Here is a 20,596-nt window from a genome sequence, read left to right as displayed (position 1 = left end):
CCATGACAATCACTGCCTGCCCGTCAATGAAAACCTTTGCGCTCTACGCCCTGACTGCCGTTGCTGAGATTCTCGGCTGTTATCTGCCGTGGCGGTGGCTGAAAGAGGGCGGCTCGATCTGGCTGCTGGTGCCGGGCGCGCTTAGCCTCGCGCTGTTCGCCTGGCTGCTCACGCTGCACGGCACCGCCGCAGCCCGCGTGTACGCGGCTTACGGCGGCGTGTATGTGGCCGTGGCGATAGCCTGGCTATGGTGGGTCGACAAGGTGCGGCCGACGCTGTGGGACGCGGCCGGCGTCGTGGTCACGCTGGCCGGCATGGCGATCATCGCCTTCCAGCCGCGCGTGTGAATCCGAACAGCGCCGACCGCGTCGGGCACTGAAGCGTCGGGCGCCCAGCACTGACGCGCACAACGCGTGACCAGCGGCCTCGGCCTCGTTTACTTCGATGCGCCCAGATAGTCGAGCTTGCCGAGTTCCACACCGTTATGGCGCAGGATGTCGTACGCCGTCGTGACGTGAAAATAGAAGTTGGGCAGCACGAAACCGAGCAGATACGAAAGGCCCGTGAACTCGATCGGGCCACTGCGCATCTTCAGTACGATCTCTCGCCCCTCCGATCCGTCGATCTGCCCGGCGCTGAATTCCTTCAGGTAGTCGATCGTTTTTTGAAGGCGGGCATGCAGTTCGTCGAAAGTCTGTTCCACGTCCTCGTATTTCGGCGCTTCGACGCCGGCCAGACGCGCCGCACATCCTTTCGCCGTATCGCTCGCGATATACACCTGGCGCACGAGCGGCAACATGTCCGGCGCGAGGCGGGCGTTCGTGAACACCGACGGTTCGATCTGCTTTTCGGCGGCGTGCGCCTGGGCCTTGCCGAGGATGGCTTGCAAATTGGTCAGGCCGCGAATCAGCACGGGCACTGATGCTTGATACATCGAAATTGACATGGGTTCCTCTGATTCTTCGATCGTGCACGCCGGCGGCGCGCGAGGCAATGGAACGGCTGGATAGCCGCTGCAGCATCATAGCGGAGCCGTGCGAAGCGCGCATGAGTCGCCGCGGCGTTAGCTATTCGGCCGACTGCCGCGCGCGCCGGAACTGTGTTTGAATGCATTGGTCCGAAGGTTTGCGAAGTCCCGAAGTCCCGAAGTCCCTTCAAACAGCAAACCTGCCGGCGGCCGCCGGGCGCTGAGTGGACGCGGCGCGCCCCGCGCCCGAGCCTGTCTCGCATGCCGCGCCGTCACGCCAGGAGGAGAGTCGACACCATGCCCAACAAGCACCCGCTGCCCGGAAGCGAACGAACGGTAGAAGAAGGTTCGAAACTCATCGGAGCTTGCGATCCATCGGAAAAAATCGAGGTTTTCGTGATGCTGCGCCGCCAGCAGCAGGCGCAGTTCGACGCGCTGATGCGCCGCATAGAAGCGGGCGACCCGGATGTGAAGCCGCTATCGCGCGAGGCGTTGGCAAAAAACTACGGCGCGGCCCCCGACGACATCGCCAAAGTCAAGGCCTTTGCCGCCGCGCACGGCCTGACGGTGGTACGTGAAGATCCGGCCGCGCGCTCGGTGCTGCTCTCCGGCACCGTCGCGCAATTCCAGAGCGCGTTCGAAGTCAAGCTCGAACAGTATCAGCACCATACGGCCGGACAATTCCGCGGCCGCACCGGCACGGTCAACGTGCCGGACGACCTGCACGGCGTGGTGGAAGCGGTGCTCGGGCTCGACAACCGCCCGCAAGCATGGCCGCACTTTCGCATCCGGCCACCATTCCGGCCGGCCAGAACGCATCAGGCTTCGTTCACGCCGCCGCAACTCGCGTCGCTCTACAAATTTCCGGACGGTGACGGCGGTGGCCAGTGCGTCGGCATCATCGAACTCGGCGGTGGATACAACGCGGCCGATCTCGCGTCGTATTTCGCGAGCCTCGGCGTCGCTTCGCCCACGGTGAAAGCGGTGAGCGTCGATCAGGCCCGCAATGAGCCGACCGGCGACCCTAACGGCCCGGACGGCGAAGTCATGCTCGACATAGAGATTGTCGGCGCTATCGTGCCCGGCGCGACAATCGCGGTGTATTTCGCGCCGAACAGCGACGCGGGTTTCGTCGACGCCGTGAGCCGCGCGGTGCACGATACGGTCAACAAGCCGTCGGTGATTTCGATCAGTTGGGGCGGCCCGGAGTCGATCTGGACCAGTCAGTCGATGAAAGCATTCAACAGCGTGCTGCAAGCCGCGGCCGCGCTTGGCGTGACGGTCTGCGCCGCGTCGGGCGATAGCGGATCGACCGACGGTGCGGGCGCGGGAGACCAGGTCGACTTCCCGGCGGCGAGCCCGTATGTGCTGGCTTGCGGCGGCACGAGCCTGACCGCGTCGGGCACGTCGATCTCGCACGAGGTGGTCTGGAATGATGGGCCTCAGGGCGGCGCGGGCGGCGGTGGCGTAAGCGGCGCGTTTTCGTTGCCGGCCTGGCAGGAGGGTTTGTCGGTTACGTCGGCGGGCGGCGGCAAGAAACCGCTCGCCAGACGCGGCGTGCCCGATGTCGCGGGCGACGCGTCACCGCTTACCGGCTACAGCGTGCTGGTCGGGGGCACGCAGACGGTGGTCGGCGGCACGAGCGCTGTCGCGCCGCTGTGGGCCGCGCTGATCGCCCGCATCAACGCGGCGAACGGCAAGCCGGCCGGCTTTGTCAACCCGAAGCTGTACAAGGCGGCTGGCGTCTGCAACGACATCACGCAGGGCAACAACGGCAGCTTCGCGGCGTCCGCCGGATGGGACGCCTGCACCGGACTCGGCAGTCCCAATGGTCAGAAAGTGGCCGCCGCACTATAGTCTGCAAGAGTCCGCAGCAGCACTGGCACATAAGACGTGAACGTACCCATGGAGCGATCATGACAAGCACAGAGTCAGCGTCCGTTAGTCCGCAGTCGCCGCACAATTCTCAAGCTTCGCCCCGCCCCGCCGCGACCGGTGGCAAGCACAAGGGGGGCGATCAGCCCTTCTTCGATCCCGTGGCGTATGGCAACGGGCCGGACGATTCCGTGACCGCCACCGACGAAAACGCCGCGATCACGCATCACTCGGTCGCGATAGACGGCAACAAGATTAACTACACCGCAACGGCGGGCCACCTGGTGATTGTGGACCCGAGCAGTTCGCAGCCCGATGCGCGGATGTTCTACGTCGCGTTCACGCAGGACAACCAGAAAGAGGAAACCCGCCCGGTTACGTTCTTCTATAACGGCGGCCCGGGTTCGTCGGCGGTTTTCGTGTTGCTCGGCTCGTTCGGGCCGCGCCGCATCAAGACGTCGATGCCGGGCTTCACGCCGCCCGCGCCGTACACGCTCGAAGACAACCCCGACAGCCTGCTCGACCGGAGCGATCTCGTCTTCATCAACCCGGTCGGCACCGGCTATTCGGCGGCCATCGCGCCGAACAAAAACCGCGACTTCTGGGGCGTCGACCAGGACGCCGATTCGATTGCGCAGTTCATCAAGCGCTTCCTGACGAAGAACAACCGCTGGAATTCGCCGAAGTATCTGTTCGGCGAGTCGTACGGCACGGCGCGCAGTTGCGTGCTTGCATACCGGCTGCACGAAGGCGGTGTGGATCTGAACGGCATCACGCTGCAGTCGTCGATTCTCGATTACACGCAGGCCGGCAACCCCATCGGCGCGCTGCCCACGGCCGCCGCCGACGCGTGGTATCACAAGAAGCTGGGCATTGCGCCGCGGCCCAAGGATCTCGGCGCGTTTGCCGAAGAAGTCGCACAGTTCGCGCGCACCGACTATCTTGCGGCGCTGCGCAAATTTCCGACCACCGATTCGGCGACGGTCGAGAAGCTGAGCGAATACACCGGCATCGACAAAACGACCTTGCTCGCGTGGAGCCTCGATATCGCGTCGTACGACAGCCGCGGCAACTCGCTTTTCCTGACCACGCTGCTGAAACCGCAAGGTCTGGCGCTCGGCGCCTACGACGGTCGGGTGACCGCGATCGGGACCGGCATCGCCGGCAAGGTCGACCCGAACTCGGGCGGCAACGATCCGACCATGACGGCGGTTTCCGGCGTCTACACGACAATGTGGAACGTCTACCTGAACGAGCAGTTGAAATACACGTCGAATTCGTCGTTCACGGACCTCAACGATCAGGCGTTTCACTTCTGGGACTTCGGCCACATCGATCCGACCGGCGCGCAGAAGGGCGTGGACGATAAGGGCAACGTGATTCTCTATACGGCTGGCGATCTGGCCGCCGTCATGGCGCTGAACCCCGACCTCAAGGTACTGTCAGCAAACGGCTTTTACGATTTCGTGACGCCGTTCTATCAGACGGTGCTCGATCTGCAGCAAATGCCGTTGTTGAGCCATCAGGTCCGGCAAAACCTGTCGGCGCGCTTTTATCCGTCGGGGCACATGATTTATCTCGACGGCGGATCGCGCACCGCGCTGAAGGCCGACCTCGCCAGAATGTACGACTCGACGGTGGCCAACTCGGAGGCGCTCGGGCGGATCCGGGCATTGCAGGCGCGCGTGGCGCAGTAGCATGCGGGATGACCGCCACGGCGGCTGTCCGCGACCGCGGAAGGTTCGCGGCAGCGCGCATTGGCAGGTGCGAGTACGCATGAATGCGGCGAGCTTTTTGTTGCATGCGTACTGGATGTGTTTTAATTGCCCTGCGAATTGAACTATTGCGTGCCCCCGCGGGCGCGCCGACGAATGAAGGCAGGCATTGCAGACAGGCGTTGCGAGGGCGATCCGGGCGAGCAGCTCAGCAGCGATCGCAGCAACGATCGCAGCAACCGCAGCGGCAGTATCGTTCGACCGTATCCGCTTACGCTCGCGTGGCGGTCGAGTCGCCAGGCGCGTCTTGCGCTTGTGCTGAGTCTGAGCGCGCTGCTCGCATTGCCCGTGGGCGCGGTCCGTGCGCAAGACGTGGACATGCTAGACGACCGCGTCACCCAGCAGTCGATCGGTAAGACGATATGCCGCCCCGGTTATGCCCGTGCTGTCGCGCCGCCGTTCGACGAACTCATGGCGCACAAGGCTCGGATGCTCGCCGAGCGCGGCATCGACGCCGATGGCGGCGCCGACTTCGCTCTCGATAGACGCGTGCCGGTGGTGCTCGGCGGGTCGCCCGACGCGCCCTCCAATCTCGGCCTTCTGCCTTGGGCGGGCCGTCAGGGCGAGCGCCGCAAGGCGCGCGCGGCGGTCATGCTCAAGCGCTGCGTCTGCGAAGGCAAACTGAGTCTCGCAGAAGCGCAAGCGGCGATCGTCGACGACTGGTCGATCGTCTACTCCGGTTTCGGTCAGACGTCGTGCGACGTGAGCCGGCTGGACGTCGCAACCAGTGCCGAAAGCCGCCGCGCAGCTGGCCCCGCAACCGGCCACTCAACCGGCCACTCAACCGGCCACTCAACCGGCCAGGGCACGTCGCCATGAGGCCGCGTGTCTCCGGATCACTTTGCCGCCGTGGTTCGTTCGCGCGGATCTGGCCGCGCTCGCGCGTAGCGTGCTCTCTGCGGCGTACTCTTTTTAGCGTGCAACTGCCGCCTCAACTTATTCCTGGAGAATCACCATGATCTATTCACGTCTTGCCGCAGTGACGCTTGCCGCGCTGACACTGGGTTGTGCCGCCGGCACTGCGTCCGCGCTCGCCGCCGAGCCGGTTCATTGCGGCAACGCCGACACGCTGCAGATTCGCGGCGATGTGCCAGCGGCCATCAGCTTCGATGTCTACCGGCAACTGCGTCCGCTGAACGCGCAACGCATCGCGTTGTTCCAGTCGGCGGGCGAAGTAAAACATCTGCCCGACGGACTCGCCGTCTGTGAGGTTGCCGATGACGGCGTCGACGATCCCTCTGCGGTGCTGGTCGAACTGCCGCAGGGCAAGAACGCATGGTGGGTGAGCGCGGCCAATGTGCAAGCGGCGGACTGATCCCGCGGCCCGCTTCTTGCAGCCGGCGTCCGCATACGACGCGTCCCAAAGCACCGCGGGGCGGCCCAAGCGAATGGTTTCGCTAACTGAACAGATGTTTTGCTGTTTTCGACGTCCTCTATTCGGGTACAGTGCATTGAAGGCGCTTTTCAAAGCCGCTTTCTCGCTTTCTTTTACGACGCTGTGCCGTATCGCATTTACGGTCGTCAGTGGCTATCCTGAAACAGGACGAAGCCTCGGCAAGCGGCTTGCATGGGAGAATTGAATGATTGCTTTCTATCTGTCATTGGCTGCTCTCGGCGCTGCGGGCGCTGCGCTCATCCGCGAACTTGCCGCTGCTCAGGCGAAACAGCGCGCCGCATTGCGCCCGGTGCGCGTGCACGCCGCGAATCGCGACAGCCGCCGAGGGTAGGCATGAACCTGATCGTGCGCAACATTGCGCCGTCGTGCAGCGAGCAGGAAGTGCGCGAATTCCTCAAGCGTGAACTGGGGCATTACGCCAGGAACGTCGAGGTCGTCGACGCCGGCACCCCCGGCGCGTATGCTACCGTCGAACTCGACGCGCAAGTGCCGTATGTCGGCGAGGTTATCGCGCGGCAGATTCACGGCAAGCAATTGGGCGGCTTCGCGCTCGAGGCGAGCGCCGATCTCTTTACCGACGAACCACCGCCGGCCCAGTAACTGCCGCCGTTAAGCTCGCCGCTCGTTTCGCGCTGGTTCTCCGCTGGCCGGCGCCGGCCAGTCGAACGGCGTGTACGGCAACGCCCGCTTGTGCCGCGTGACATCATAGAAACGCAAGATGATGTTGCGCGCCTTATCGCTCACCGGTTTGCCTTCCAGAAAGTCGTCGATGGTCTCGTACGGAACACCGTACGCATCCTCGTCCGGCCGTTGCGGACGCAAGGCTTCCAGGTCGGCCGTCGGCACCTTGTGCGCCAGCGCGTCCGAAGCGCCCAACGCCTTCGCGACCGCGCGCACCCGACGCTTATTGAGCCCCGCGAGCGGCAGCACATCGGCGCCGCCGTCGCCGAACTTCGTGAAGAATCCCATCAGCGATTCGGCCGCGTGGTCCGTGCCGATTACGACGCCCGTGCGCGTGCTGGCCACCGCGTACTGCGCAATCATCCGTTGCCGTGCCTTCACGTTGCCGTGGACGAAATCTTCCTGCGCTTCGTCCATGAACGGCAGCCCGCTTCGATGCAGCGAGGCGAGCATCGCATCGGCGGCGGGTTTGATGTCGATGGTCAGGCTCTCGTCCGCTCGAATGAAGGCAAGCGCCTGCTGCGCGTCTGCTTCGTCTTTCTGCTCGCCGTGGGGCAAGCGTATCGCGATGAAACGCGCGTCGTAGTTTTCGGCGCGCAGCCGCTCGACGGCCAGTTGCGCGAGGCGTCCGGCCGTAGTCGAATCGACGCCGCCGCTGATACCGAGCACGTAGCTCTTCAGGCCGTTACTGCGTAGATAATTCGCGAGAAAAGACACGCGACGCTCCATCTCCTGATTTGCGTCGAACTGGGCGGCCATGTGCATTTCTGCTGCGATGTCCGCCTGAACGGCGGCCGGATCGTTTTGCTTCATGATTGTTTTGCTCCTCGCTTGTGGGCGCAATGTCAAACAAAGAACGCTCGCGCGACAGTGGTGAGCATGTAGCGGACCTGCCGAAGCTCCATCGACAGATCGCGATGCGCTGAGTAACATCCTGGTTCCGAGCGCCGCATCAACCTGCGAGCAGCCAATAATAATCACATTAGCGCGAACCCGCGATGAACGACACCAAGCGGCCTCGCCCGCCTGTATTGGACCGCCTGACTCTTATACAAGTCCGGCGGCGCAAGATCCGCTGTACGCCGAATGTGTTTCCCCTGCCGCGCGCAACATGTGCTTTGCACCGCCTGATGCACGCGCCGGCTTCGGTGCTTCGCCAGCTCGCGTGCGGCGCCGCGCTCGCCGCATCGGCTTGCGCCGGTGTCGCTGCAATGCCGCCCGCGGCAATCAGGCAGTCCGCTTTTCCCGTCGATGCGTCGTCGGTCGCCGTGCCCGATGCGGCCGGCGTCGTGGACCCGCGTCGCGCGTTGCTGCTGCGAGACGTGTTCGCCCGGCACGTCACGCGCCGGCTCAACCTGCCGGCTGCGGAACAGCGCGCGTACGCCGACCGTTTGCAAGCGGCGTTGCGCGAACATGTGCTTGGTGGCGTGTCGGGCGAATACGTCGCGATGGTCGATCGCAATCCGAACGTGCAGGCGCTGTTTATCTATTTCCGCGCCGCGCCGGCCGACGCCTGGAAGATGATCGGCGCGTCGCCCGTTTCGACCGGCCGCCCTGGCGAGTTCGACCACTTTGTCACGCCGCTCGGTGTCTTCGAACATACGCCGTCCAACATGGATTTCCGCTCCGAAGGCACGGAGAACGACAATCACATCCGCGGCTACGGCAAGCGCGACATGCGCATCTTCGATCTCGGCTGGGCGCAGGCCGAGCGTGGCTGGGGCAAGGGCGGCATCTCGCAGATGCGATTCCAGATGCACGCCACCGATCCGGAGCGTCTTGAGCCCTTACTCGGCGTGCGCCACTCGAAGGGCTGTGTGCGGATTCCGGCGTCGCTCAATACCTTTCTCGATCACTACGGCATTCTCGACGCGGAATATGCCGCACTCGTCGATGCGGGCAAATCGCTGTGGGTGTTGAAGAGCGATCGGCAGATCGTGCCCTGGGCGGGGCGTTATATCGTCGTCGTGGATTCCGGACGCAAGGCTCGGCCCACCTGGGCGCCCGCGCCAGATGCGAAGGCGCACGCGAGGGTGCCGCCAGGAACGGACACGGCGGATTGATTCGCCGCGTTGGGCGGGGTGGCCGGGAAAAGAGCCTCACCGCATCAGCAACATCGTACCCGCGCCGAGGATGCCGCCGCACAACGCGCACGCCCACAGCAGCGCGCGTGTGCGCCGGTATTCGCGGCTGATGTCGGCCAGCAATTGAGCGCTCTGCCGCTGCGTGCGCGTGCGATCGTGCTCGTGCTGCAGATAGCGCACCGCCAGTTGCGGCACGCGCGGCAGCATATGCGCGAGATGCGGCAGCTCGCGTGAAATGCGCTTGAACCAGCCGCGATGATCCACGTCGCGCCGGGCAATATCCGCCAGCACGCGCCGCGCGATGTTCCATGTATCGACGCCCGGATGCAGCGCGCGCGCCAGCATTTCGGCCTGCTGGAACGAACGTTGAGCGGTGGCGAGACGGCCGGACACGACGCCATCGAACGGATGCACCGCATGCAGCAGATGATGAAACAGCGAACCCGCCGAGCGGTCTTCCGGAGCCGCGGCGAAATGCGCTTCGGCACGCGTGCGCAACTCGGCTTCGAGCAATTCGGCTCGCGTGTCGTGCGGCACGTGCCCCGCGTCGCGATGCATTTCGGCGAGCCGGCTGTAGTCCTGCTCGAAGAGCGCGGTCGCGCCGTGCACGAAGAACTCGCGCTCCTCGGTCGAGAGGCTCGACATGATCGAAAACTCCGCTAGCACCAGACGTCCCAGCGAATCCGGCTCGATACTCACGCGAACCCGGCGTGCATCGAGCGTGGCGTGGAAGAAGCCGTGCTCGAACGCCTGCTCGGTTATCACTTCGACGATATGCGCGGCGAGCGGCGCCAGCTTGATGTGGTGCGCGTGGAGTTCGCTCAGGTCGCTCGCGGGCAGTGTGCTGACGCGCTGCATTGTCAGCGTGTCGCGGGTGCACAGGTCCCAGATCACATCGGGCACGACGATGCGCGTGTCGCCGTCGAAATGATGACCGGTCTGGCTCAGGTTCGCGGCTTCGGCGCGCAGATCGAAGCGGCGCAGGATGTCGTCGGTAAAGCTTTGAGCCAGCGTCCGCAGTCGCAGGCGGCGCGCCGCGCCCGACAGCTTTTCCAGCCAGCGCGCGACCCAGCGTAATAGCGCAAGCTCGTCGCCGATCTGTTGCAACTGACCAGCCCGCAGCAGTTTGATGGCCACTTCGCGATGACCGTTGACGGGCGCGAGCAGCCGCGCGAAATGCGTCTGTTCCGCGAAACCGCTGCGCACGGGTGTCAGGTCCACGGCGCTGAAAAGTATGGCGAGCGGCTGGCCGAATGCGCGCGCCAGTGCTTCTTCGGACTCGCGAGGCGGCAGCGGCGCTTCCAGATGATCGACTGCGTCGATTGCATCGTGCAATGTCGCGGTCGCGAGTTCGGGACGCTCGATCAGCGCCTGCGCGAAGCGGCCGGCGAGCGGGCCGAGCGTCGGCAGCAGGGCGTGAAGGCTTTGCGCGCCGCGCGGCGACGCATGCACGCGGCCGACGAGTTCGGTCATCCAGTGGAGTTTGTGATCGGATGGCGCGGCGAGCCAGATCAGGCGCGCGCCGTAACGCAGTGCATGGTAGAGCAGCAGTAAGCGGCGAAACAGTGGCGGCATCGGCAGTTCGATTGACGGCGATGCGGCGCGCAAAGGCTTGCGCGCTGCTTGGCCAGGACAGTCAGATTATCAGGGATATGCGCCGACCGGCGCATCCGCGAGCGATGCGTAAACAATACGGCGGCCTTCCAATCGTGGCGAAATTAGCGTGCCGGCTTGCGGCCTTCCATAGCGTTGTGACCGCGAATATCGAGAGATTCCCCTCCTGTACGCCCCGGCCAGAAACGGGCAGGCCCGTAACACCCAAGGTGCCGTTCCTGTGCAGCAAGGCACCGCAGCGGTCGATAAAACGCATTGCTTTGACGCGGTGACGCTCTCCTGGAACCCATGCGCTTGCGGTAGATGTTCGCCGGGAATGTTTATCGGCATGAATCTTATGTTCCCAGTGGTAATCATGGCATGAACGTTGCGTAAGGATTGCCGGTGAGCGAATGACGGTGCGTCAGTCCCGGTCACCCTGGCCGTACACGAAGATGGACAGGAACTGAATCGGCGTTTTGATCAATCGCTCGGGGCCGTGAGGTACGTCGGCCTGAAAGGTGATGGTGTCGCCGGGATGCAGGATGTAGGTTTGCTGGCCGTGCCGGTACTCGATGACGCCCTTGAGCATGTGGATGAATTCGGTGCCCTGATGTTCGAAGACGGGGAAGATTTCCGATTCATCGTCCATCGTGATCAGGAACGGCTCGAACAGTTTTTTGGGGCCCTGGTCGTAGGCGAGCAGGTGATAGGTGTGGCCGCGTTTCGTGCCTTTACGGACCACCTCCATGCCTTCGCCTTTTTTCACGAGCTGAGCGCCGCCTTCGGGCACGTCGAAACGGCGGAACAGCGTGGACATCGACACACCCAGCGCATTGGCGATCCGGTTGAGCACGTCGAGTCCGGTCGAAGTCTGGGCGTTCTCGATCTTCGAGAGCATGCCGCGGCTGATCCCGGCCTGCTCGGATACCTGGGCAATCGTGAGTCCGTGGCGCTGGCGAAGTTCACGGATCGTTGCGCCCAGATAGCGTTCGAGCGAGTTTTTACTGTCTTCGCCGTTTTGCATGGTTGAACCTCGTTGAAAGGCGAGAGGGTAGCAGATCGAAGGGCCGTATTGCGTCCTGGGAGTTTCACTGCAGGAACTATTGTTGCATGTTAATAAATCTGTATCGATGCTGCGAACAGGCTCGCAGTGGGGTCGTGCAATGGGGCACGGCTCTTCAATCAGCCAGCGATGGTGGTGCAAGGAGTGACGATGAACCTGAACGATGCGAGCAAGCTGCCGGTCAATGAGTTGGGTAGCGTGCCCCGCTTTGGCTCGGCTGAAGAGGCCCAGGACTATCTCACGCAACGCGGCGTGAAGTACGTGCTAGCCCAATTCGTCGATATTCACGGGGTGGCGAAGGCCAAGTCGGTGCCGGTCGCGCATCTCAAGGGCGTGCTGAAAGCAGGCGCCGGCTTTGCGGGTTTTGCGATCTGGGGCGTGGGTATCGAGCCGAACGGTCCTGACTACATGGCGGTGGGCGATCTGTCGACGCTTACGCCGGTGCCGTGGCAGGACGGTCTCGCGCGCATTGTCTGCGACGGTCATGTCGACGGACAAGCGTGGGCTTTCGATTCGCGCGTCACGCTGAAGAAGCAGGTCGCGCGCATGACGCAGCGCGGCTGGACGCTGTTCACCGGACTGGAGCCGGAGTTCTCGCTCCTCAAGCGCTCGGTGACGGGCGCAATCGAACCGTGCGATCCGAGCGATACGCTCGCGAAGCCGTGTTACGACTACAAGGGGCTGTCGCGCACGCGGGTCTTCCTGGAAAAGCTCACCGAATCGATGCGCTCGGTCGGCATCGACGTCTATCAGATCGATCACGAAGACGCGAACGGTCAGTTCGAAATCAACTACACGTATACCGATTGCCTGACTTCTTGCGATCACTATGTGTTCTTCAAGATGGCCGCCTCCGAGATCGCAAATGAACTGGGCATGATCTGCTCGTTCATGCCGAAACCCTTCGCGAACCGTCCGGGCAACGGCATGCATATGCACATGTCGATTGGCGACGGCGAACGCAATCTGTTCTCGGACAGAAGCGACAAACTCGGCATGGGGCTATCCACGCTCGGCTATCAGTTCACGGCGGGACTGCTCGCGCATGCGCCGGCACTCGCGGCGCTATGCAACCCGACCGTCAACTCGTACAAGCGCCTCGTGGTTGGCCGCTCGCTGACGGGCGCGACATGGGCACCGGCCTACATCAGCTATGGCGACAACAACCGCTCGACGATGGTGCGCATGCCCGGCGAGCGCATCGAACTGCGTCTGCCCGATGGCGCGTGCAATCCGTACCTCGCGACAGCGGCCGTGATTGCGGCCGGACTCGACGGCGTCGACCGCGAATTGTCGCCGGGGGCGCCGGCTAATGAAAACCTCTATGAGTGGTCGCCCGAGAAGTTGCGCGAGCATCAGATCGGCATCCTGCCGCAAAACCTCGAACAGGCGCTCGACGCGCTCGAAAGCGATCGCGTGATCTGCGATGCGCTCGGACCTGTCGCCGACGAATTCATCAAGCTCAAACGGATGGAATGGCTCGAGTACATGCGCCATGTCTCGGACTGGGAAATGAAAAGTTATCTGGAATTCTTCTAAGGGGTACGACTATGTGTGGAATCGTAGGCCTGCTGGTCAAGACGCCGGCATTGCGCGCGCAGCTCGGTCAGTTGATGGTGCCGATGCTGATCGGCATGACCGAGCGCGGACCGGATTCGGCCGGACTCGCGGTGTTCGGCAACGTGGTGGGCGACAGCCAGCGCAAGCTGAGCTTGTATGCGGGCTTTACCGAAGCCGGCCACGACTTCGACTGGAACGCGTTGCTCGATGCGCTCCACAGCGCGATCGACGTGGATGCACGCGCCGAGTCGAAGGGCAATCATGCGGTGCTGACCGTGAACGGCCATGTCGAAGCAGTGAAGGCATGGCTCAACGAGCGTTTTCCGAAGCTGTTTTTGCTGTCCACCGGACGCTCGATCGATCTGTACAAGGACATCGGCTCGCCTGCCGAGGTCGCGCAACGTTACGACTTCTCGAAGCTCACCGGCTCGCATCTCGTCGGTCATACGCGAATGGCGACCGAATCGGCGGTCACGCCGGATCGAGCCCATCCGTTCACGGCCGGCGAAGACTTTTGCCTCGTGCATAACGGCTCGCTCTCGAATGCGCATGGAGTGCGCCGCAAGCTGGAACCGCAAGGCATCCGCTTCCAGACGGACAACGATACGGAAGCCGCGTGTCGCTTTCTCGAATGGCGGCTGCGTGAAGGCGATGAACTGCCAGTCGCATTGCAGAAGGGCTTTGAAGAACTCGACGGCTTCTACACGTTCCTGATGGGTACCTCGACCGAACTCGCGCTGATTCGCGATCCGTTCGCGTGCAAACCCGCAGTGGTCGCGGAAAACGACGACTACGTGGCGATCGCTTCCGAGTTCCGTTCGCTCGCGCACTTGCCGGACATCAAGAACGCCAGGGTATTCGAATCCGCACCCGAGGAGATGTATGTATGGAAAGCATGAACTTTGACCTTGACGGGTCGTCGGTTCGCGAACTGAACCAGTATCTGCATGGCGCGAAAGAAGCGCTCGAAGGCGTGAAGGTGGATGTCACGTCGCCGAACGGCGCGCACAACATCGCGGTGGGCGTGAACGCGCACGTCGCGGTAACGGTGCAAGGACACGCCGGTTACTACGTGGGCGGCATGAACCAGCTCGCGACGATCGTCGTGGAAGGCAGCGCCGGCACCGGCGTCGCGGAAAACATGATGAGCGGCAAGGTCCACGTGAAGGGCTTTGCATCGAACGGCGCAGGGGCATCCGCACACGGCGGGCTGCTCGTGATCGACGGCGATGCTGGCTTGCGTTGCGGGATTTCGCTCAAGGGCGGCGACATCGTGGTGGGCGGCTCGGTGGGCAGCTTTTCGGCGTTCATGGCGCAAGCTGGCCGCATGGTGATCTGCGGCGATGCAGGCGACGCATTGGGCGATTCGCTGTATGAAGCCGTGCTGTATGTTCGCGGCGAGGTGAAGTCACTCGGCGCGGATGCGCAGTACGAGCCGATGACCGACGCGGACGTGGCCGCCGTCGGCGCACTGCTCGGCGCCGCGGGTCTCGATCACGACCCGCGCTCGTTCAAACGCATCGCGTCGGCCCGCACGCTCTATCACTGGAACGCTGACGCGGACCAGGAATATTGAACTTCATCGAGAACGTCCCCATGGAAGCCAAACCCATCCATTTCGCCCGCTTGCAGCAGGAAGAGTCGCAAGGCTACGACCGCAAGACGATCGACTACATTCACACCGCCGCGCAGCGCGGTCTCTATGAAATTCGCGGTCTCGGCGCGAAGCGCCGCGTGCCGCACTTCGACGATCTGCTGTTTCTCGGTGCCTCGCTGTCGCGTTACCCGCTCGAAGGGTATCGCGAGAAGTGCACGACACAAACGGTGCTCGGCACGCGCTTCGCGAAGAAGCCCGTCGTACTCGATATTCCGATCACGATTGCGGGCATGAGCTTCGGCGCGCTGTCGGCGAACGTGAAGGAAGCGCTCGGCCAGGCGGCCACCGCGATGGGCACGTCCACCACCACCGGCGACGGCGGCATGACGCAGGAAGAACGCCGCTCGTCGAAGACACTGGTGTATCAGTGCCTGCCATCGCGTTACGGCTGGAACCCCGACGACGTGCGCCGTGCCGATGCGATCGAAGTCGTGATCGGACAAGGCGCGAAGCCGGGGGGCGGCGGCATGCTGCTCGGGCAGAAGGTGAACCCGCGCGTGGCCTCTATGCGCACGCTGCCCGCCGGTGTCGACCAGCGCTCGGCGAGCCGCCATCCGGACTGGACCGGCCCCGACGATCTGGCGATCAAGATTCAGGAACTGCGCGAAATCACCGATTCGGAAAAACCGATCTACGTGAAAGTCGGCGCGACGCGCACGTTCAATGACGTCAAGCTGGCCGTGCATGCGGGCGCCGATGTCGTGGTGATCGACGGCATGCAGGGCGGCACCGCAGCTACCCAGACCTGTTTCATCGAGAACGTCGGCATTCCCACGCTGGCGGCGGTTCGTCAGGCGGTGGACGCGCTCGAGGACCTGAACATGAAGGGCACCGTGCAACTGATCGTGTCGGGCGGCATTCGCTCCGGCGCGGATGTGGCGAAGGCGCTCGCCATGGGCGCCGACGCGGTTGCGATCGGGCAGGGCATGCTGATGGCGCTCGGCTGCAATAGCGACACGTATTTCCAGAACGGCGCGCTGCATTCCGCGACGGCGGATTATTCCGCGCTCGGCACGTCGCCCGGCTTTTGTCATCACTGCCACACCGGCAAGTGCCCGGTCGGCGTAACGACGCAGGACGCCGTGCTCGAACAGCGCGTGCAGGCGGAAGAGGGTTCGCGCCGCGTACGCAACTACCTTAAGACGCTGAACATGGAACTGACGACGATCGCCCGTGCCTGCGGCAAACAGAACGTGCATCACCTGGAGCCGGAGGACCTTGTCGCGTTGACCGTGGAAGCCGCTGCCATGGCGCGTATTCCGCTCGCCGGTACGTCATGGATTCCGGGGCAGTGGTACTGAGCGACGATCGATTCGACGCCCGGTATGGGCTCGCTATGCGAGCGACACGGGGCGTCGAAGCGATCGCAGCAGTCAATGCATTGCACACGGCGCTAACGGAGGACTGTGCCGCGGCATTCACGCATCACCGCCGGTTAAAACCGGCGTAGCAGTCGCCGTTGCATTGTGTTCTACCACCACACACTACAGTCATCGCTTCCTTACGCATTGTGCATTGCGCGCAGGGGTGCTTCGACGTTTCTACAGGATCGCGCAATGAAAAGACTGAACAAAGTTTTTGCGTTACTCATGATGCTGGCGCTAGCCGCGCCGGCATACGCGCAGAACGCCGCCACGGCGCCCGTGCCGAACAAGGGCGATACCGCGTGGATGATCGTGGCCACACTGCTCGTCGTGATGATGGCCGCGCCTGGGCTCGGGCTGTTTTACGGCGGCATGGTGCGCGCCAAGAACATGTTGTCCGTGCTGATGCAGACGCTGGTGGTGTTCTGTCTGCTCGGCGTGTTGTGGGCCGTGTATGGCTACAGTATCGCCTTCACCGAGGGCAACGCCTTCTTCGGCGGCTTGAGCAAGGCGTTTCTTGCCGGCATCACGCCGGACTCGACGGCGTCGACGTTCAGCAAGGGCGTCGTGATTCCCGAGTTCATCTATGTGTCGTTCCAGTTGACCTTCGCGGCGATCACGCCGGCGCTGATCATCGGCGGCATTGCCGAGCGCGCCAAATTTTCCGCGGTGCTGCTCTTCATGGTGCTGTGGTTCACGTTCTCGTATCTGCCGATCGCGCATATGGTCTGGTACTGGCCTGGCCCCGACGCGTACACGAGCGCGGCTGCGGGCGACAAGGCGACAGCGACCGCGGGCTTCCTGTTCCAGAAGGGCGCGATCGATTTTGCGGGCGGCACGGTGGTCCACATCAACGCGGGCATCGCGGCGCTGGTCGGCGCGGTGATGATCGGCAAGCGTACCGGCTTCGGTCGTGAAACGATGGCCCCGCATAATCTGACGATGACAATGGTCGGCGGTTCGTTGCTGTGGGTGGGCTGGTTCGGTTTCAACGTCGGGTCGAACCTCGAAGCGAGCGGCGCGGCGACGCTGGCATTCATCACGACGCTGCTTGCGACGTGTGCCGCAACTGTGTCGTGGACGCTCGTCGAGTGGGTCTTGAAGAAAAAGCCGTCCATGCTCGGCGCGATATCTGGCGCGATTGCAGGGCTCGTTGTCATTACGCCTGCATGCGGCTATGTCGGACCGATGGGCGCGATCGCGATGGGTCTGATTGCGGGTGTGGTTTGCTACTGGGGCGTGAACGGCTTGAAGCGCTTGCTCGGCGTCGACGACTCGCTCGACGTATTCGGCGTTCATTGCCTTGGCGGCGTGGTAGGTGCATTGCTGACGGGCGTATTCACGTCGCCGCGGTTGGGCGGCACGGGTGTCTACGATTACGTGGCCAACAAGGTTGGCGATTACGACATGCTGACCCAGATGGTCGCGCAGTGCTGGGGCGTGGGCACGTCGCTGGTCTGGTCGGCGGTGGTATCGATCGTCGCGTTCAAGCTGGTCGATATGACGGTCGGACTGCGTATCGAACAGGATGGCGAACGCGAAGGGCTCGACGTCAGTTCGCATGGAGAGAGCGCATACCATTCCTGAGGCGTTCAACGACTGTAGTGCGTTGCCCGCGCGCACTGGCGAGCCGGAAATCGCGTGAATTCTGGGGGCGGTTCCCGCACTGCGAGCGCACACCGAGAGCTGCGTTCTCATCGACTCGATGACGAACGGAACGTCGTGCGCGACAGCGGCGTCACCGGCTTTCGCCTTTATACGACTTTGATGTCCGCTTCGCAGCGAAAGCCGCCGCCTGACCTAGCGCTTGCCAGACCGTTCGCGGGCTTCGGCAAGCGCCTGCCGCACCAACGCCTGCGCAGCCCAGCTACTGGCGGCCAACGCCTCGTCGGTGCTTGCGCCGGCGACGTCGCGCAGCGACAGTGCGGCTTCTGTTCCCATCAGCATGGTCAACGCGTGGGCGAGCCGTCGGCGCGCGGCCGGGGCCAACTCGTTCTTCAATGCCTCGACGATCGGACGGATGTACTGCAGGCGCCGCGCAGGCCGCGGCGGCCGCGATTCCGGCGGGTTGTCCAACCATGCCGACATAAATGAGCGCTCCACCGCGTGCAGGCCGACTTCATCATCGAGCAACAGCTTGTTCATGGTGCGTGCGGCGCGAGCGGCTACCTCGGCCGGATCGTCGTGTCCAGGACGGCAGAAAGTTTCGAACGGAGGCACCGCCCGCTCGAACATTGCGTCACTGATGAGGTCCTCGACCGAGGAGTAATAGCGATAAGCCGTGGCGCGGGACACCATTGCGCGCTCCGCGACCTCCGGAAAACTGGGCTTGCGGCCGCCCTCGCACAGCGCGAGCGCCGCCTCGATGAGCGCGAGCCGCGTGCGCCGGCGTTGATTGGCGCGGCCTTCACCGGCCGGCGCGGGACCTGCGGTCGCGCTTGACGTTTTCATTTTCATCGTTCAATAATGAGACTGTAGTCTCACGAAAAGACATGGTCTTATTATAAGTGATCGTCACATTACGGAGGAGCACGATGGAACCGATTCTCAAGGAGCAGTTCGATCGCATCATTGATCGTCATTTCCGCTTCGAGGCAGAAGACGACGTCGAGGGCGTGCTGAGCACGATGGTCCCGGAGGTCGAACATGACGTGGTGGGCTCGCCCACTGGCCCACTGCACGGCACGCAAGAGGCGCGCGTCTTCTACGACGCGCTGTTCGCGGACCTTTCAGGCGAGAAGGTGACCTCGCTGCGCCGCTATTACGGGCCGGATTTCGTCGTCGATGAGAGCGTGTGGGAGGGCACTGCGCCCGGCACGCCCTTTGGGATTCCCGGCGGCGGTCGACGGCTGAGCTTCCGCTTGCTGCACGTGTTCGACATGGCGCCCGATGGCCTGATCCGGCGCGAGAACGTGTGGATCGATCTCGCTTCGATCATGCAGCAATTGGACGCCACCGTGGCCGCGCCGTAACGGCCACTGACCCTCAAGGAGCAATGCCATGACCGACACCACTCGCAGCCGCGCCTGGTTCCGCGTAGCCGTCGTCTACTTCGCCGCTGCGGTTGCGCTGGGCATCGTGATGGGAGCCTCCGGCGACCCTACCCTCACTGCCGTGCATGCGCACCTCAACCTCCTCGGCTGGGTCACGATGGTGCTGTTCGCGCTGATCGGCATGGCCCATCCGGCGATCGCTGAGGGGCCGGTAGCGACGGTGCAGTTCTGGCTGCACAACATCGGTCTGCCCGTGATGCTGGGCGCGCTCGCGCTGCGGCTCAAGGGCTATACAGCCGTGGAGCCGGTAATCGGCCTGGCCTCCGCTGTTGTCAGTACGTTGCCCCGTGCGAAATTCGCACTGCGGTCCTGGAGGGTACGCCAGACCCACCATGCATAGGTCAGGAGTGATCCGCCGAAGGGTCGAAATAGCTTTCGAGCATCACCGCAAGTTGCCACACCGGGCACGGTCTGCGACACAGGCCGTCAAAGCCGATTCGCCTCATGTCGCGTGGTAATTCGTGCTGGAAGACGCTGGTCATTGCCACCATCAGGACATTGCGGAATGCAGGATTGCTCGCCGCATTCCGGACGAACCGGAAGTCGTCTGCGCGGCCCAGGCGTGTGTCAATAAACAGTGCACGGGGCTTCCAGTGCTCGGTCATGAGTTCCAGTCTTTCCATGGTCGAGGTCGCGACGGCGGTGAATCCCCTCAGCCTCAACAGCAAAGCCAGCGATTCGCCGACCGGGACGTCGCCATGGGCGATTACGACGCTTCTGCAGTTCACCGGGCGGGAAGAGCGCTTCAGACGCCACACGGCGAACTGTCCCTCGTCTTCATAGGGCGGGCGGTGCGTCATTTCGAGAGACGTCCTCGTTGGGTTGACTTCGCGAGCAAGCGGCACTGACCGCGACGCTGTAGCCAGTCACCGATGATTTCACATTGTCACGTCAACGTCTATGCTGTGACCGCCAGCGAGACGGGCTGATTTTTGTGGCTTCGGCGGGTCTGCGTTGTATCTGCGCAACCTGCAGGAGCAACAGCACAGGCAGAAGCCAGGCCACAGGCGCCGCGGCAGCATCGGAAAGTTCATACCAGACCCCGGATTTTCGCCAACGGAAATTGTCGATAGGATAGGCACGCGTCAGCGCTCTCAACGTTCGGCTTGTGTGTTTGCTGGCCGCAGCGTTGTCAGCGGCTTTTTTTCGAACGCAACGAGTGCGCCCGGCCAATTATCCAGCTACGCTGTACCTGATCTTCCGGAGAAAAAACATGGCAGACGTGGAACAGTTCAAGGACGACCTGGAAAACAACGCTGACGGCCTGATCGGCGGCAGCCGGGGCGACTTCATGGAAGCACTGGGGGAGGCGGTGTATGCCCGCGTGGGAGCCGACCAGCTCGATAGCATCGTTTCAGCGTACCTGACGCTCCAGGCGGTTCTGGATGAGAACGTGGACAGGCTGGACGACGAGGCCGACGAGGCGATCGAGAACGCCACCAGCGAGTTTAACGAGGCGGTCGGCAAAATTCTGGGCGTCTAGTCGTTGGCACGGTGTGGTCTCCCGCGGTCCGCTGGCGCCTCT

General features: G+C 63.3%; 22 protein-coding genes. 16 read left to right on the top strand and 6 right to left on the bottom strand.

Annotation, left to right across the window (positions count from 1 at the left end; all coding sequences use genetic code 11):
* The first annotated feature begins 26 nt into the window (after positions 1 to 26).
* Entirely contained in the window at positions 27 to 347 is a 321-nt protein-coding gene (locus C0Z16_RS06765) for a YnfA family protein (protein ID WP_102631409.1), read from the top strand.
* A gap of 89 nt (positions 348 to 436) precedes the next feature.
* On the opposite strand, the gene C0Z16_RS06760 is transcribed toward C0Z16_RS06765, so the two are convergent.
* Positions 437 to 946, bottom strand: coding sequence for a DUF1993 domain-containing protein (locus C0Z16_RS06760; RefSeq protein WP_102631408.1), 510 nt, complete (start codon positions 944 to 946; stop codon positions 437 to 439).
* A gap of 318 nt (positions 947 to 1,264) precedes the next feature.
* Here C0Z16_RS06760 and C0Z16_RS06755 point away from each other — a divergent pair, with 318 nt between their 5' ends.
* From C0Z16_RS06755 to C0Z16_RS06735, 6 genes are all read left to right on the top strand, one after another.
* A complete protein-coding gene (locus tag C0Z16_RS06755) occupies positions 1,265 to 2,824 on the top strand; it encodes a S53 family peptidase (RefSeq protein ID WP_102631407.1) in 1,560 nt (519 codons plus the stop codon).
* 59 nt (positions 2,825 to 2,883) lie between these two features.
* Positions 2,884 to 4,539 (top strand): S10 family peptidase, encoded by a 1,656-nt coding sequence (locus tag C0Z16_RS06750; RefSeq protein ID WP_102631406.1) that lies wholly within the window; start codon positions 2,884 to 2,886, stop codon positions 4,537 to 4,539.
* A gap of 174 nt (positions 4,540 to 4,713) precedes the next feature.
* Entirely contained in the window at positions 4,714 to 5,436 is a 723-nt protein-coding gene (locus C0Z16_RS06745; protein ID WP_102631405.1) for a hypothetical protein, read from the top strand.
* A 136-nt stretch (positions 5,437 to 5,572) separates the two neighbouring features.
* Positions 5,573 to 5,932, top strand: coding sequence for a hypothetical protein (locus C0Z16_RS06740; RefSeq protein ID WP_102631404.1), 360 nt, complete (start codon positions 5,573 to 5,575; stop codon positions 5,930 to 5,932).
* A 265-nt stretch (positions 5,933 to 6,197) separates the two neighbouring features.
* Positions 6,198 to 6,344: a hypothetical protein gene (locus tag C0Z16_RS38090; RefSeq protein ID WP_167403493.1), complete on the top strand. Its 147-nt coding sequence runs from the start codon at positions 6,198 to 6,200 to the stop codon at positions 6,342 to 6,344.
* Positions 6,345 to 6,346: 2 nt separating this feature from the next.
* Positions 6,347 to 6,613: an RNA-binding protein gene (locus C0Z16_RS06735; protein WP_102631403.1), complete on the top strand. Its 267-nt coding sequence runs from the start codon at positions 6,347 to 6,349 to the stop codon at positions 6,611 to 6,613.
* Positions 6,614 to 6,622: 9 nt separating this feature from the next.
* Here C0Z16_RS06735 and nadE read toward each other — a convergent pair whose 3' ends face one another.
* Positions 6,623 to 7,507: an ammonia-dependent NAD(+) synthetase gene (gene nadE, locus C0Z16_RS06730; protein ID WP_102631402.1), complete on the bottom strand. Its 885-nt coding sequence runs from the start codon at positions 7,505 to 7,507 to the stop codon at positions 6,623 to 6,625.
* A gap of 317 nt (positions 7,508 to 7,824) precedes the next feature.
* Between nadE and C0Z16_RS06725 the strand changes: the two genes are divergently transcribed.
* Entirely contained in the window at positions 7,825 to 8,757 is a 933-nt protein-coding gene (locus C0Z16_RS06725; protein WP_102631401.1) for a L,D-transpeptidase, read from the top strand.
* A gap of 36 nt (positions 8,758 to 8,793) precedes the next feature.
* On the opposite strand, the gene C0Z16_RS06720 is transcribed toward C0Z16_RS06725, so the two are convergent.
* Together C0Z16_RS06720 and C0Z16_RS06715 are read right to left on the bottom strand one after the other, a co-directional pair.
* Complete coding sequence (locus C0Z16_RS06720; protein WP_102631400.1) at positions 8,794 to 10,353, bottom strand: ABC1 kinase family protein; 1,560 nt, start codon at positions 10,351 to 10,353, stop codon at positions 8,794 to 8,796.
* A 442-nt stretch (positions 10,354 to 10,795) separates the two neighbouring features.
* Complete coding sequence (locus C0Z16_RS06715) at positions 10,796 to 11,398, bottom strand: helix-turn-helix domain-containing protein (protein WP_102631399.1); 603 nt, start codon at positions 11,396 to 11,398, stop codon at positions 10,796 to 10,798.
* 189 nt (positions 11,399 to 11,587) lie between these two features.
* Here C0Z16_RS06715 and glnT point away from each other — a divergent pair, with 189 nt between their 5' ends.
* From glnT to C0Z16_RS06690, 5 genes are all read left to right on the top strand, one after another.
* Positions 11,588 to 12,976: a type III glutamate--ammonia ligase gene (gene glnT, locus C0Z16_RS06710; protein WP_175130740.1), complete on the top strand. Its 1,389-nt coding sequence runs from the start codon at positions 11,588 to 11,590 to the stop codon at positions 12,974 to 12,976.
* Between the two features lie 11 nt (positions 12,977 to 12,987).
* A complete protein-coding gene (locus C0Z16_RS06705; protein WP_102631398.1) occupies positions 12,988 to 13,896 on the top strand; it encodes a class II glutamine amidotransferase in 909 nt (302 codons plus the stop codon).
* The gene (locus C0Z16_RS06700; RefSeq protein ID WP_102631397.1) at positions 13,884 to 14,573 is read left to right on the top strand and encodes a GltB/FmdC/FwdC-like GXGXG domain-containing protein; all 690 of its coding nucleotides are present in this window, start codon (positions 13,884 to 13,886) and stop codon (positions 14,571 to 14,573) included. Before C0Z16_RS06705 ends, C0Z16_RS06700 begins: the two co-directional genes overlap by 13 nt.
* 20 nt (positions 14,574 to 14,593) lie before the next feature.
* Entirely contained in the window at positions 14,594 to 15,955 is a 1,362-nt protein-coding gene (locus C0Z16_RS06695; RefSeq protein WP_102631396.1) for an FMN-binding glutamate synthase family protein, read from the top strand.
* Between the two features lie 255 nt (positions 15,956 to 16,210).
* The gene (locus tag C0Z16_RS06690; RefSeq protein WP_102631395.1) at positions 16,211 to 17,605 is read left to right on the top strand and encodes an ammonium transporter; all 1,395 of its coding nucleotides are present in this window, start codon (positions 16,211 to 16,213) and stop codon (positions 17,603 to 17,605) included.
* A 213-nt stretch (positions 17,606 to 17,818) separates the two neighbouring features.
* Here C0Z16_RS06690 and C0Z16_RS06685 read toward each other — a convergent pair whose 3' ends face one another.
* On the bottom strand, positions 17,819 to 18,469 hold the full coding sequence (locus C0Z16_RS06685) for a TetR/AcrR family transcriptional regulator (protein WP_244201194.1): 651 nt from the start codon (positions 18,467 to 18,469) through the stop codon (positions 17,819 to 17,821).
* An 83-nt stretch (positions 18,470 to 18,552) separates the two neighbouring features.
* Here C0Z16_RS06685 and C0Z16_RS06680 point away from each other — a divergent pair, with 83 nt between their 5' ends.
* Positions 18,553 to 18,990 (top strand): nuclear transport factor 2 family protein, encoded by a 438-nt coding sequence (locus tag C0Z16_RS06680; protein WP_102631393.1) that lies wholly within the window; start codon positions 18,553 to 18,555, stop codon positions 18,988 to 18,990.
* 28 nt (positions 18,991 to 19,018) lie between these two features.
* Positions 19,019 to 19,411, top strand: coding sequence for a DUF2871 family protein (locus tag C0Z16_RS06675; protein WP_102631392.1), 393 nt, complete (start codon positions 19,019 to 19,021; stop codon positions 19,409 to 19,411).
* 1 nt (position 19,412) lies between these two features.
* Here the strand turns inward: C0Z16_RS06675 and C0Z16_RS06670 are convergent, their stop codons facing one another.
* Positions 19,413 to 19,871: a response regulator gene (locus tag C0Z16_RS06670; protein ID WP_102631391.1), complete on the bottom strand. Its 459-nt coding sequence runs from the start codon at positions 19,869 to 19,871 to the stop codon at positions 19,413 to 19,415.
* Positions 19,872 to 20,284: 413 nt separating this feature from the next.
* Between C0Z16_RS06670 and C0Z16_RS06665 the strand changes: the two genes are divergently transcribed.
* Positions 20,285 to 20,554 carry a hypothetical protein gene (locus C0Z16_RS06665; RefSeq protein WP_175130741.1) on the top strand — a complete coding sequence of 90 codons (270 nt, stop codon included), beginning with the start codon at positions 20,285 to 20,287 and terminating at the stop codon, positions 20,552 to 20,554.
* Positions 20,555 to 20,596 lie beyond the last annotated feature (42 nt).

It is taken from the genome of Paraburkholderia rhynchosiae, assembly GCF_002879865.1.
Classification (GTDB): domain Bacteria; phylum Pseudomonadota; class Gammaproteobacteria; order Burkholderiales; family Burkholderiaceae; genus Paraburkholderia; species Paraburkholderia rhynchosiae.
This window is presented reverse-complemented; position numbering and strand designations above follow the sequence as displayed.